This is a genomic window from Mesorhizobium sp. M7A.F.Ca.US.005.03.2.1 (genome assembly GCF_003997795.1).
Classification (GTDB): Bacteria; Pseudomonadota; Alphaproteobacteria; order Rhizobiales; family Rhizobiaceae; genus Mesorhizobium; species Mesorhizobium ciceri.
In genome coordinates this window covers 1-13,307 of sequence record NZ_RZRP01000074.1, presented here as the reverse complement: position 1 = coordinate 13,307, position 13,307 = coordinate 1, and the positions used below count along the sequence as shown (strand labels likewise).

General features: G+C 64.1%; 12 protein-coding genes. 3 read left to right on the top strand and 9 right to left on the bottom strand.

The genetic code is table 11. From position 1 onward, the window contains the following. A partial coding sequence (locus tag EN991_RS06720; RefSeq protein ID WP_164768892.1) for an alcohol dehydrogenase catalytic domain-containing protein occupies positions 1 to 252 on the bottom strand: 252 nt, incomplete at its 3' end. Between the two features lie 101 nt (positions 253 to 353). Between EN991_RS06720 and EN991_RS06715 the strand changes: the two genes are divergently transcribed. Further along, positions 354 to 1,256: a LysR family transcriptional regulator gene (locus EN991_RS06715; RefSeq protein ID WP_127368428.1), complete on the top strand. Its 903-nt coding sequence runs from the start codon at positions 354 to 356 to the stop codon at positions 1,254 to 1,256. Positions 1,257 to 1,279: 23 nt separating this feature from the next. Here EN991_RS06715 and EN991_RS06710 read toward each other — a convergent pair whose 3' ends face one another. The 7 genes from EN991_RS06710 to EN991_RS06680 form a co-directional block, all read right to left on the bottom strand. After that, positions 1,280 to 3,307 (bottom strand): CocE/NonD family hydrolase, encoded by a 2,028-nt coding sequence (locus tag EN991_RS06710; RefSeq protein ID WP_127368427.1) that lies wholly within the window; start codon positions 3,305 to 3,307, stop codon positions 1,280 to 1,282. Positions 3,308 to 3,355: 48 nt separating this feature from the next. Continuing rightward, positions 3,356 to 4,330: an ABC transporter ATP-binding protein gene (locus EN991_RS06705; protein WP_127368426.1), complete on the bottom strand. Its 975-nt coding sequence runs from the start codon at positions 4,328 to 4,330 to the stop codon at positions 3,356 to 3,358. Continuing rightward, complete coding sequence (locus EN991_RS06700) at positions 4,327 to 5,310, bottom strand: ABC transporter ATP-binding protein (RefSeq protein ID WP_127368425.1); 984 nt, start codon at positions 5,308 to 5,310, stop codon at positions 4,327 to 4,329. Before EN991_RS06700 ends, EN991_RS06705 begins: the two co-directional genes overlap by 4 nt. Beyond that, the gene (locus EN991_RS06695) at positions 5,307 to 6,152 is read right to left on the bottom strand and encodes an ABC transporter permease (protein ID WP_127368424.1); all 846 of its coding nucleotides are present in this window, start codon (positions 6,150 to 6,152) and stop codon (positions 5,307 to 5,309) included. Before EN991_RS06695 ends, EN991_RS06700 begins: the two co-directional genes overlap by 4 nt. A 22-nt stretch (positions 6,153 to 6,174) precedes the next feature. Beyond that, positions 6,175 to 7,122, bottom strand: a complete 948-nt coding sequence (locus EN991_RS06690; RefSeq protein ID WP_127368423.1) for an ABC transporter permease — start codon at positions 7,120 to 7,122, stop codon at positions 6,175 to 6,177. 52 nt (positions 7,123 to 7,174) lie between these two features. Further along, positions 7,175 to 8,734: an ABC transporter substrate-binding protein gene (locus EN991_RS06685; RefSeq protein ID WP_024502512.1), complete on the bottom strand. Its 1,560-nt coding sequence runs from the start codon at positions 8,732 to 8,734 to the stop codon at positions 7,175 to 7,177. A gap of 311 nt (positions 8,735 to 9,045) precedes the next feature. Next, positions 9,046 to 10,038: a membrane dipeptidase gene (locus EN991_RS06680; protein ID WP_082826414.1), complete on the bottom strand. Its 993-nt coding sequence runs from the start codon at positions 10,036 to 10,038 to the stop codon at positions 9,046 to 9,048. Positions 10,039 to 10,233: 195 nt separating this feature from the next. Here EN991_RS06680 and EN991_RS06675 point away from each other — a divergent pair, with 195 nt between their 5' ends. Then, positions 10,234 to 11,505, top strand: a complete 1,272-nt coding sequence (locus EN991_RS06675; RefSeq protein ID WP_127368422.1) for an FAD-binding oxidoreductase — start codon at positions 10,234 to 10,236, stop codon at positions 11,503 to 11,505. Positions 11,506 to 11,508: 3 nt separating this feature from the next. Here EN991_RS06675 and EN991_RS06670 read toward each other — a convergent pair whose 3' ends face one another. Next, entirely contained in the window at positions 11,509 to 12,426 is a 918-nt protein-coding gene (locus tag EN991_RS06670) for a LysR family transcriptional regulator (protein WP_127368421.1), read from the bottom strand. A 128-nt stretch (positions 12,427 to 12,554) separates the two neighbouring features. Here EN991_RS06670 and EN991_RS06665 point away from each other — a divergent pair. Next, on the top strand, positions 12,555 to 13,307 hold a 753-nt coding region (locus EN991_RS06665; RefSeq protein ID WP_164768890.1), incomplete at its 3' end, for a Rieske (2Fe-2S) protein.

Genomic DNA, 13,307 nt, shown 5'->3' with positions numbered 1-13,307 from the left:
GTCGCCCGGCGCGAAAGCCCTCACGCCGTCGCCAATAGCCTCGATGACGCCCGCTGCCTCAAGGCCAAGCCCCGAGGGGAGCGTCGGCGTCTCGATATAGGAACCCGCGCGCAGCAGCGCTTCGGCGCGATTGAGGCCGAGTGCCTTGACCCGGATTTGAACTTCGCCCGAACCCGGTGGGGAAAGCGCGACATCCTCGATGCGCAGAACCTCGGGGCCACCATGCTGGTGAAAGCGAACTACGCGTGTCATTCGGATACTCCAAATCAGCTGAACCGAATGAGCTATGCAGCCGGTCTTGCCAGGGATAAATGGCTGTAAGAGAAGAACAGTAGAAACCAGGAGTTCTGAATATGGATCGGCTTGAGAGCATGGCCGTGTTCGTCAAGGCGGTCGATCTCGGCTCGTTCGCGGCCGCGGCGGTCGCGCTTGATCTCTCCGGACCGATGGTCGGCAAGCATGTCCGGTTTCTTGAGGAGCGGCTGGGCGTGCGGCTGCTCAACCGGACCACGCGACGGCAGAGCCTGACCGACTTCGGCCGCGCTTACTATGAACGCTGTCGGGTGGTGCTGGCCGAGGCCGAAGCCGCCGATGCGCTCGCCGCCGAACAGTTTTCGGAGCCACGTGGAAAACTGCGGGTCACCATGCCGGCGCATTTCGGGCGCCATTGCGTGACCCCCGTGTTGCTGAAGCTGGCCCATCAATATCCGATGCTGGAACTCGACCTGTCGCTCACCGACCGCTTGGCGGATCTTGCCGAGGACGGCTACGATCTCGCAATCCGCACCGGCGCTCTTGACGACAAGGTGGGGGTGATTGCGCGTCGCGTCGCGCGTCAGGGCATGGTCGTCTGCGCGGCACCCTCTTATCTCAGAATTCATGGCGAGCCGCAGCGGATCGAGGATCTCGCCGACCATCAGGCGACTGTCTACCGCCGGCTCGGCCAGGTCATTCAGCCGTGGTTGTTTGTGCGCGAGGGGCAACCCACGCTCGAGATCACGCCAACCGGACGGCTGCGGCTCGACGATCTCGATGCCATCGCTGACGCGGCCGCCGACGGCATGGGGCTGGCCTGGCTGCCCTGGTGGCTGGTACGCGACCGCATTCAGGCCGGCGCGCTGATGGCGCTGTTGCCGGACCAGCCGCGATATCTCTACGACTGCCACGCGCTTTGGCTGCAGACACCGCATCTGCCGCTGAAGGTGCGGCTGGCCGTCGATGCGCTGGCCTTCGCCTTGCCGAAATCGATGGCCTGATTGCCCAGTCCAATCGCCGCCGCTCAGTTGAGATCGCGCCGATACTCCTTGACCTCGCTGCGGTCGACGATCCGCTCGTCTCCGTCATGGGCAGTGATGTGGGTCTCGATCCGCCAGACGTCGCGCAGCGCGCGCACCGTCGCCGTCACTGAAAGGCGCGCCTGCCAGTCGCCGCGGCCATAGGATTTTTCCCAGGTGCAGGTGCCGACCGCCGAGGTCGGGTCGTCGGGGTGAATGGAGAACCGGTCGACATGCTTCGCTGAAAGGACGATTCCCGTATGCGGATGCCGCACCGTGCCGCCATCATTGACGACTTGGTAGACGGTCTCGCCAGTGACCTGGTCTGTCGAAACCGAGCGCTGAAAGCCGTCCCCTTTGGTCAGAACCTCCTGCTCCATCGGCGCGGCGCTTTCCGGAGCCAGGAAGGCCCCCAGCGTGTCGTCCAGCTTCTGCGGCGCGCGCACCGGCAGGATCAGCCGGCTATCGCCGCAATGGATCGACAGCGTCGCCTGCTCGGCGGTCGGAAAGACGATCGGCCAATGCGATGTCGCCAGTGCCAGCCGGATACGCTCGCCAACCTCGAAACGCTGCCCGCAGCAGCGCAGCTTGATGCGGACGGTCTCCGCCCGGCCCGGCACCATGGGTGCGATGTCCAGATCATCGTTGCGATGGCTCAGATTGAGGATGCCGTAGCTGACGCGCGAGGCAGCACCTTCAGGGAACACTTGCGACAGCGTGGCGGACAGAAGCGCAACCGGCTTGTCGGAGGAGAGCTTGACCTCGAATTCGGGAAAACCGAGGATCTCGACCGCTTCGGTCAACGGCGCCGTCTCGAAGATCAGGGCATTGCCTTCTTCCGTGCGTTGGTCGACCGGCAAGGTCGGCATGACGCCATAACCGCACCAGGCGCCGGAAGACAGGCCGGCCGTCTGCGGCGATGAAATCTCCAGGATCGTGTCTTCGCCCCTGGCCTCGCTCAGCACATGCGGCGCAAGGTTCAGCACCTTTTCGCCGATCCCCGGCCCCGGCCATGCCGGCTCCGCGACCCAGCGGCCGGGTCGCTCGTCATAGATCGCTGCCGGCCGTGCGGGATCCTGAATCCAGGCGCGCAGCATCGGCTCGTCGGCAATGCCGGTGTTTATGCCCTTGAGATATTGGTCCCACCAGCGCAGGCACTCCTGCAGGAAGCCGATGCGCGGTCCTGGCATGGCGAAGTGCGGATATTTATGGCCCCAGGGTCCAATCAACCCTTTGCGGGGACCGCTTAGCTTTTCCAGCATCCGGAAGATCGGATTGGGGTAACCGTCGGCCCAGCCGCCGACGGCGTAGACCGGGATTTCGACATCGGAATAATCCTCGCAGATCGAACCGTGCTTGTAGAAATCGTCGCGGCGCTGGTGTTCGAACCAGTCCTGCATCCAGATGCCATTGCCATTCAGCCGTTGTTTCCAAAGACCGCGCCAGCGGTCACCGACAATGAGCGGGTCGGGCGGGGTCATGGCGATGGCCCAGGCGGTGGTTCCCCACATCAGATTGTCGCACATCATCGCGCCGCCGAGATAATGCACGTCGTCGTTATAGCGGTCGTCGGTCGAACACAGCGAAACGACGGCTTTCAGCGCCGGCGGCCGGCGGGCCGCGACCTGCAGCCCGTTGAAGCCGCCCCAGCTGATGCCGATCATGCCGACGCTTCCCGAGCACCAGGATTGCCTCGCCAGCCATTCGATGACCACCAGGCAGTCATCCTGCTCCTGCTTCAGATACTCACCCTTGCACAGCCCTTCGCTGTCGCCCGAGCCGCGCATGTCGACCCGCACGCCGGCATAGCCGTGACCGGCGAAATAGGGATGCGTCAGCGCATCGCGCTCCACCGTTCCGTCACGCTTGCGATAGGGCAAATATTCGAGGATCGCCGGCACGGGATCGCTCTCCGCGTCTTCCGGCAGCCAGACACGCGCCGCCAGCTTGACGCCATCCGGCATCGGAATCCACAAATTCTCGATCTCGCGGATTTTGCGCGGGAAATCGGTGACGACGCGGATATCTTGCATGGCGGCTCCTCTCAACGCCTCGGCCGACACTTGCGCCGGTGGCGATCCTTATGTGTTCAGCGGGAAATGGCAGGTCAGACGGCTGTCGCCGACCGAGGCCGGGACGGGGACATCCAGCGCGCAACGGCCCTCGGCCTGCGGGCAGCGTGTGTGAAACTCGCAGCCTGAGGGGCGCGCCAGCAAGGACGGAACGTCAGCCGGCAGCGTGATGCGCTGATGCACCCTGTCGGGATCAGGCTCGGGATTGGCGGAGAGAAGGGCCGCCGTATAGGGATGATGCGGGGCGCGGAAGATCGCTTCGGTTTCGCCCTGCTCGACGAAGCGCCCGAGATACATCACCGCCATGCGGTCGGCGATCTGGCGCACGACATGCAGATTGTGGGTGATGATCAGCATCGACAGGCCCATGCGGTCGCGCAGGTCGTTGAGCAGGTTCAGCGCCTCTCCCTGCACGGAGACGTCGAGGCCGGCGGTCGGCTCGTCGGCGACGACCAGCACCGGGTCCAGCGCAATCGCCCGCGCTACGCCGACGCGGCGCGCCTGGCCGCCAGATAGCTGGTGCGGGTAGCGGTCGGCGAAATCGCGCGGCAGCCCGACCAGCGCAAGAAGCCGTGTGACTTCAGCGTTGAGATCGCGATCCGACAAACCGTGGATGACGAAAGGCTCCGACAGCAGCGAGCGCACGCTGAGCCGCGGCGACAGCGATCCGACCGGATCCTGGAACATCATCGGCATGCGCCGCCGCACCGGTTTCATCGCGGCGTTGGACAGGCCTTGCAGTTCCTGTCCTTCGAACACGATCGTGCCTGCTTTCACCGGCTGAAGACCGTTGAGGGTGCGCGCCAGCGTCGTCTTGCCCGAGCCGGATTCGCCGACCAGCGCGAAGGTGCTGCCTCGTTGAAGCGTGAAGCTGACGCCGGAGACCGCTTCGATTTCGGTGGCCCGCCCCGCGAGCCTGGCGGACAGGCCGCCAACCCGGAACGAGACGCGCAGGTCGCTGACACGGAGCAGGTCTTCGTTCATGCGCCCATGGCCCCCAGTGGAACGTCCGAGTGCCAGCAATGGGCGATATGAGATCCGCCGACAGGGGCGCTGGGAGGCGTCGTCAGGCATTGGGCGTCGGCGCGATCGCAGCGCGGCTGGAAGACGCAGCCGCTTGGTCGGCGGCGCAGGTCCGGCAAGGTCCCGGCAATCGTCGGCAGCCGGGACACACGCTGCGACAGCCGGGCGGGATCGCAGGCCAGCAGCTTCTGCGTGTAGGGATGGCGGGCGTCGTGGAAGATCTCGCGGGTCGTGCCGCTTTCCACCACCTCGCCGGCATACATCACGATCATCTCGTCGCAGAGTTCGGCGATCACGCCCAGATGATGCGAGATGAACAGCACCGAGCAGCCGATGTCGCGCTGCAGATCCTTGAGCAGTTCGATGGTGGCCACCTCCAGCGTCGCATCGAGCGCCGTGGTCGGCTCGTCGGCGATCAGCAGCGCCGGCTCCATCATCAGCGCCATGGCAATGGCGATGCGCTGCTTCATGCCGCCGGAGAATTCGTGCGGAAACTGTGTCAGCCGGCTTTCCGGATCGGGAATGCGAACCTTGCGCAGCATGGCGACCGAGCGCGCATCCTTGTCCCGCTTCGACAGACCCGAGCGATACTGGATGTCGCGCATCTGCCGCCCCACCGACAGCACCGGGTTGAGCGCGCCCATCGGGTCCTGGAAAACGGTGGCGATCCTTTGCCCGCGCAAGCCGCGCATCGCCATGGGGTCAAGCCGGGCGAGGTCCTTGTCACCCTCGAAGATGATCTCGCCCGATAATATCTCGCCATTGTCGGCGAGCAGGCCGAGAATGGCGTTGATGAGCGTCGACTTCCCGCAGCCGGATTCGCCGACCACGCCAACGCTGCGGTTGGCCGGCACGGAAAAACTCACCTGCTTCAGCGCCTCCAGTCGCCCACTCTCGGTGTGGAAGGCGACGCTCAGATCCTTGATCGCGAGAACCGTCATGACCGCCCCTTCAGCCGGGGATCGAAGAGGTCGCGCAGCGTCTCGCCGAAGAAGGTGAAGCCGAGTGTGGTCAGCACGATGGGCAGGCCGCCGGCAATCACGATCCAGTAGGAATCGCGGATGTTGGCAAAGCCGTCATTGAGGATCGCGCCCCAGCTCGGCGTTGGCGGCCGCACGCCGAGCCCGAGGAAGCTCATGCCGGCCTCGATCGCCACCACCACGGGAATGTCCATCGATATCAGGATCAGGATCGGGCCGATGATGTTGGGCAGGATATGGACGCGCAGGATACGGGCGGCACTGGCGCCCATCGAGCGCGCCGCCATGACATGTTCGGCCGACTTCAGCACCAGCGTCTGCGTCCTGATGATGCGGGCATAGCCCGGCACATTGACCAGCATCACCACCAGCACCACCGCATAGAGCGAGGGGCCGAACAGGGTGACCAGCGTCAGCGCCAGCATGACGGTGGGAAAGCTCTTCACGGCGTCGAAGATCAGCAGCAGCACATTGTCGAGCCAGCGCGGCCCATAGCCGGCGATCAGCCCGAGCACCACGCCGACGACCAGCGACACCGCTGTCGCGCCGAGCGCGATCAAGAGCGCGACGCGCCCGCCATAGAGCACCCGGGTCAGAAGATCACGGCCGAGGTGGTCGGTGCCGAGCAGATGCAGCAGGCTCGGCGAAGCGAAGCGTTCGGCCGGCGATATCTTGCTCGGCGCATAGCTGGTCAGCGCGCTGGCAAACACCGCCGACAGCACCACCAGCGTCACCAGCGTCAGGCCGACGGCGCCGAGCGGCTCGCGCATGATGCCGCGCACGGTGCGCCACAATCCGGACAACCGGCTGCCGCCGGAAGACAGCTCAGTTGAAACTTGATCTGACACGGGGATCCAATACACCGACCAGAATGTCGGCCGCTACGTTGACGAGGACGAAGAAGACCGTGGTGACCAGCACGGCTCCGGAGACGATGGGGTAGTTGCGCACCGAGATCGCCTCATAGACCAGCTTGCCGATGCCGGGGCGGGCGAAGACGATTTCGGCGAAAACGGAAGACGACAGCATGTGGCCGATGCCGACGCCGAGCAGGGTGATCGTGGGCAGCACGGCAATGCGCAGCGCGTAGGTGTAGACGATCCGGTGCTCTGTCAGGCCGAAGGCGCGCGCCGTGCGGATATGGCTGGCCTCCAGCGTCTCCAGCATCGAGGCGCGCACCATGCGCGAGATGTAGCCGATCCAGCCAAGCCCGACCGCCAGCGACGGCAGGATGAGGTGCTGGAGCCGGCTGGCGAGGTCGCCCGGTTCGCCGGCGCCGATCGCCGGCAGCCATTGCAGTGCGACCGCGAACACCAGCAGCGAATAGATGGCGACGACGAAGGACGGCACCGCGATCATCGCCACCGAAAGAACCCCGATCACCTGATCGACAAAGCCGCCTCGGCGCACCGCGGCGATACAGCCAAGCGGGATGCCAAGCGCCACCGACCAGGTAATGCCGCCGACCACCAGCGCCAGCGTGAACGGAAGCTGCTCCATCACCACGTCCAGCACCGGCCGGTTCGACAGAACCTCGATGCCCAGGTCACCGCGCAGGACCGATCCGTAGAAGTGCAGGAACTGCCGCCACACCGGCTGGTCGAGGCCCATGCGTACGCGCAGCGCCTCCATCATCTCCGGCGTCGCGCGTGGCCCCAGCGCGACGGAGGCCGGGTCGCCGGGAATGAGGTAGACCATGGCGAACATCATCATCATAGCGACGCTGATGATGATGGCGCCAAGCCACAGACGCTTGAGGGCGTAGCGGATCATTTTCGGTACCTGTCGGACGGTCTTTGGTGGGGGCGAGCCCCGCCCGCCGACATCATGCCGGTTTGAAGTCGGTGAACACGGGTTCGCCGTTCGGCTTCAGGCCGGCCACAAGCGTGTCTCGATTCATGATGCCGGTGACCTCATGCGTCAGGAAAACGTAGTTGCCGTTCTCCTCCATCAGGTCCTGCAGCTTCTTGTAGATGACATCACGTTTCGCCGGGTCGAGCTCGACCATGCCTTCGGCATTGAGCTTGTCGAATTCCTCGCTGGAAAACCGCTCCCAGTTCCAGACGCCGATCTGGTCGCGGGTGAACCAGGCAGTCGCCCAGCTCGGATCCGGCTGCATGGAGAAGCGGCTGATGATCATCTGCAGCTTCTTCCAGTAGTCGCCTTCCTTGGCGCCAAGCGTCCAGAAGGTGCCGCTGTCGTTCTGCTTGATCTCCACATTGAGGCCGACATCCTGCAGGTTCGACTGCACGACCTGCGCCGCGGTCAGCCGCTCGGTCTTGTTGAGGATGTCGAGCGTGATCGTCGTGCCGGCCAATCCTTCCTTGGTGATCATGTCGCGGGCGCGGTCCGGGTCGAAATCGAAAAGGTTCTTCTCGCGATGGCCGGGCAGGCCGGGCGCGATGATGCCGGTGGCGGTTGCGGCGGCGCCGAAATAGGCAGCATCGACCACCGCCTTGCGGTCCACGGCGTACTGAACCGCGCGGCGCATGTTGGGATTGTTGAAGGGAGCGACATCCTGGTTCATGCCGAGCCAGACAAAGGCCAGCGAAGGCTTCTCCACCACGGTCGTCTTCGGCGGCGGCGTCTGCTTCAGGCGCGAGATCGAGGAGACCGCGGTCCAGGTGTAGTCGAGGTCGCCGGCCTCATAGCCGAGTTCGGCGGTCTTCTCGTCCTCGATCGGATGAATGTGGATTTCCGCGAAGGCGCCTTGCTCGTACTTCCAGTCGGGATTGCGGACCAGCACCGTGCGCTGCTTGGGCAGCCATTCCTTCAGGATGTAGGGGCCTGACTGAGCCACCGGCTTGACGCCCATCTTGCCACCGAGCTCGGTGATGGCGCGCTTTGACAGGATGGTGCCGGACGGCGTCGGCAAGGTCGACGTCCACAGCGGCGCGAAGGCTTGTTTCAGGTGGATCAGCCCCGACAGCTTGTCCTTGACCTCGACTTCCTTGAGCGTTGCCCAGTCGCCGGAATAGGGGCTCTTGTTGGCTGGGTCGGCGATGCGTTCGATCGAAAACTTCACGTCTTCGGCCGTCATCTGGCCGTAGCCATCGGTGAAGCCGATATTGTCGCGCAGCTGGAAGGCGACGGTCAGCGGATCGAGCTGCTTGATCGTTTCCGCCGCCATCGGCCGCCAGCCCCAGCTGTCGCCCGGCGTGGTGACGACGAGGCCGGCGAAGATGACGCTGGTGATGTCGCCTTCAGGCGCCGCCAGCCGGAAGCAAGGGTCGAGCGTCTGGATGTCGGCGTAGGAGCGCACCTTGAGGATCGGCCCGTCGCTCGACCAGGAAACTTTTGGATTGACCATTGAGGCGAGGCCGAAAGCGCCGGCTCCGGCGAGCAGGCTGCGGCGCGAAACCCTGGTGTCGGCTAGAATGGACATGCTCTACCCCTCAGCTGTTTTCGTTGTCTTGTTTTCAGGCCGCAGGCCATTCTCCAAGCCGGGCCGAATGTGTCGGTCCGCTAAAACTGCTAATAATAGACATCTATGTCTAGCGAAAATTTTGCCGGCACGTCCGAATCTTGGATACGGACGATCTTGCGGAAAATCTCGACATCTGTTCCGACCGCCGCCGGCGCGTCGACTTGGGCAAGTCGCGGGCGGAATGTGATCGCGCAGACGATATGGCCTGGCCCGCCATTCGGTGGGGCTGGATCAAGAGCTGTAGCAGAGATAGGCCTCTCGGCCGCCGCTCACTTCCAGATTTCAGCCGCCAGGCGCATGAAATTGCCGCCCAGGACATCGCGCACGGTCTGCTCGGACTGGCCGCGGCGCAGAAGAACCTCGGTCAGTTCGCGCATCTGACCTGGAGCCGCGTAGGTCGTCGCCCCCTCCGGATATTCGCTCTTGGGCCAGAATTGCGGATTGTCGGAAATGATGCGGTCGATGCCTTTGACATCAACCGGAAAGGCGTAGTCCAGTCCGATGCCGACATGATTTGGGCCAGCCAGGTCGACGAGATATTCGATGTGGTCAGCCAGCCTGTCCGAGTCCGTGCGTCCCTCTCCCAGGAAACGATTGAGCCCGACGATCGCGACGATGCCGCCGGTGCGCGCGCAGGCCTTGATCTGCTCGTCGGTGATATTGCGGCCATGGCCGCACAAGGCCTTGGCGTTGGAGTGCGAGAAGATGACCGGCCGGTTGGAGTATTCCATCACCTCCATCGAGGTGCGATAGCCGGTATGGGTGACGTCGACGAACATGCCGAGACGGTTCATCTCGTCGATGACCTCGCGGCCGAACGCCGTCAGGCTGGTCTCGACATCGTGGCAACCGCCGCCGGCCAGATTGTTCCTGTTGTACGCAAACAGGATCTGGCGGACGCCCAGATGGTGATAGAACTCGACCATCTCGACGCGGCCGTCGAGCGCGTTCATGCCCTCGATGTCGAAGGTGATCGCCAGTTTGCCTTCAAGCTTGGCCTTGCGGATTTCCGCGACGGAGGAGACCAGCGTGTAGTGCTCGGGATTGGCAAGGATCCAGTGGCGGAAATTTGCGAGCGTCCGCACGGTCTGCTCCCAGGGCAACAGGTCGAAGCCGACATCGATCGACAGATAGTCGATGCCGGCGTCGCGCCAGATCTGCAGATTGTTCAGGTCCGCCGCCGGGTCCGGCATGAAGCCGGAATGCGCGTCCCATATGATTTCACTGTCGAAAATGGCCTGGGCGGCTGTCGAAACGCTCACTTTTTCCTCGCTCTCTCGGCGACACAACACAACGGAAAGCCGGATCAAGCGGCGTTCCGGACGTGTGATCCAGATGCAGTGCGCATCAAGTATCAGGCCACAGACACATGTGTCTAGACAGTCCGGGACGAGCCTGTATGGTCGCCGTCGCTGTATGTCGCTCCGACCGGAACATCGGCAAGAGAGAGAACAAAGATGAGTTCAAACGGAAGCCATGGCGGCAGCGATAGCAGGCATATCGCGGTGATTGGCGGCGGCATCATCGGCTGCAGCGCGGCTTTCCATCTGCTGCGGTCCGGCGTGCGCCGGGTGACGGTCATCGATGCCGGCCAGCCGGGTGCCGCAACCACAAGCGCCGGTGCTGGCTTCGTCTCCCATTGGTCCGCCGGCATGATCCCGCTCGGTGAAGAGGGCTTTCAGCTGCAGCAATATGGCCTCGATTTCTATCGCAGGCTGCACGAGGTCGGCGCCGAGATTGGTTATCGGCCGAACGGCACCTTGATCATGGCGCTGACCGAGGACGGGCGCGAACGCTTCGTCCGCCCGGTGCTGGATTCTCCCTATGCGCCGCCGGAAATGCAGGACCTGGATGCCGTGCAGATCGGGCAGAAGATGCAGGGTCTCATCGATCCGGCCCGGGTCCATTCGGCGGCCTACAATCCGCATGGCATCCAGCTCGACACCAAGCTGGCGATGGGGGTGCTGACCGGCCAGATCAGCGAGCTCGGCGGCGTCTTCCGCAGCAACGCACGCGTGACTGCCGTCCATGATGCCGGCGACCGGGTGACGATCGAGACCGACCAGGGCGGTCTTGAGGCTGATGGCGTGATTGTTGCCGCCGGCGCCTGGAACAACCAGGTCCTGTCAGGCCTTGGCTGGCAGTTGCCGCTGCTGCGCGTCGTTGCAACGCGCATCGTCACCGACGACCGTGGGCTGCCATCGACCATTCCCACCGTCCAGTGCCGCGAATTGCGGCTGTGGCTGCGCGAGACATTCGGCGCCATAATGTGGGGAACCGGCCGGCACTACAAACCTCTCTACAAGACGAACGACAGCGAAATCGAACCCGGCCAGCCGCACAATATCGGGCTGATGCAGGAAACCTCCGAGCAGGAGCTTGCCGAGTTGCAGACGGTGTTCCCGCCGCTGCGCGGTTCGACGATCGCGAGCTGGGCGCAAGGCGTGCCGTGCTACACGCCCGACAACGGCCTTATCGTCGGCAAGGTCCCCGGCAGCGACAATATCGTGGTCGTCGGTGGCGACAATGAGAGCGGCGTCACCCATGGGCCGGGTCTTGGCCGGCTCTCTTGCGAACTGGTTCTCGGGCAGACCCCGTTCGTTTCCGCCGAGCGGTTCCGTGTCGACCGCTACGCATCCGATGCTTTCAAGTCGGAAGCTGAAATCGAAGCCGCCATGCCGGTCTGGGGCGCGCGTCACGAGGCGTCGCGGTTTGGTCGCGAGGCCTGATCGTCAGCTGCCCCCGGCGCTTGCCTGCAAGCTGTCGCCGACGCTGCCGAGCAGCGCCTGCGCCACCGCCCTGACAACCGGGCCGGCGTTCTTCCTCATGACGATGTGGAAGGAGCCGGCGTGGCGCCGCGAGGTCTTGGTCAGCCGGACGAGCTGGCCGCGGCGCAGATGCTCGTCGGCAAATCCCGCCCAGGCGAGCGCCGCGCCGCGCCCGGCGATGGTTTCGTGTATCATCGACATGTAGCCGGTGAACCGAGGTCCGTCGAGTTTCCGGTCGGTTCCGACCCACGATTGCCAACTGTCGATCGCGCCCGGCGGCGTCACCTGGTGCAGCAGCGGCACTGCCAGGAAAGCCTCAGGCTCTTCCGAGGCGAGCGCCGGATAACGCGCCAGGAACGCCGGCGCGCAAACCGGGAACCACTCACCCTCGAGCAGTTTTTCGGTCACGAATTCGGGCCATTGCCCGGCTTCGCCGAAACGGATCGACAATGCCACTTCAGGCTGGTCGAAATCCCTGTAGTCGGTGGATGTCTGCAGCAGCACGCGGCCATCGGCAACCTGCGATGTGATGAGGCCGAAGCGCGGCATCAGCCATGCCTGCGCGAAGTCGTGGCTGCAGCCGACCACGAATGTATCGCTGTCGTGCGCGGTCAAATCCTCGACCGCTTGCCTGATGGTGCCGAGACCCTCGCGGATCGCTTCGGCCAGCGTGTTGCCGGCCCCGGTGACGGCGACGCGGTTGCCTCTGCGCGTGAACAGCTCGACCGACAGCTGGCGCTCGAGATTGGCGACATGCCTGCTGACCGCCGATTGTGCGATGTTGAGCTCCTGTGCGGCCAGCGTCAGCCCGCCATGCCTGGCGGCAGCCTCGAAGACGACCATGGCGTTCAGCAGGGGAAGCGATGTCTTGAGGGTTTTCACGATCCAAACCTGCTTTCATGCCTTTTCGATATGAAGGTCTATCATTTCTGTATTTGCTGCAAGCCTTTCCGCATCGCACACTCTATCGAAACGTCATTCGAACGCCAGCGAGCAGAAAGGTGTTTGCCGTGCAGGCCTACACATCGAACAGCCAGCCTATCGACAGAAGCGAGACCGTCAGGCTGATCGACCGGCAACGTCCGGACTGGTCGCTGGAACAGGCCTTCTACGCGGCCCCTGCCATCTTCGCGCTGGAACGGGACTTGTGGTTTCCGCGTCAATGGATGCTTGTCGCCCATGCCAGCGAGGTCCCAGAAAAGGGCCGCTACATCGTGCGCCAGCTTTTCGACGAGGAGATCATCGTCGTGCGCTTCGACGACGGCGAGGAGGACATCGCGGCCTACTACAATGTCTGCACCCATCGCGGCTCGCGGCTCTGCGCCAAGGATGGTCGCGGCAAGCTTCTGGTCTGCCCCTACCATGCCTGGTCGTTCAGGCTGACCGGCGAGTTGCAGTCACGGCAGGATCTACCGGAAAGCGTCGATCCGGAAGCGCTGGGACTGCACCGCGTGCCCTGCAAGCATTTCGGCGGCCTCGTGTTCTGCGGCCTCGATGCCAATTCGCTGCCCGACATCCAGCCTGTCGCGGACGGGCTGACCGGCGGCTTGCGCGAAAACGGCCTTGACCGCGCACGCATCGTCGCGCGCAAGAACTATCTCACCAAGGCGAACTGGAAGCTGGTGCTCGAGAACTTCCTCGAATGCTATCACTGCCGGCCGGCCCACCCCGAATATTACCGCGTCAACGGCCATGTCAAAGTGACCGCGACCCGCGACGCCGACAAGGCGGTCGAGTGGCAGAATGAAATCGAGGCCTGGCAC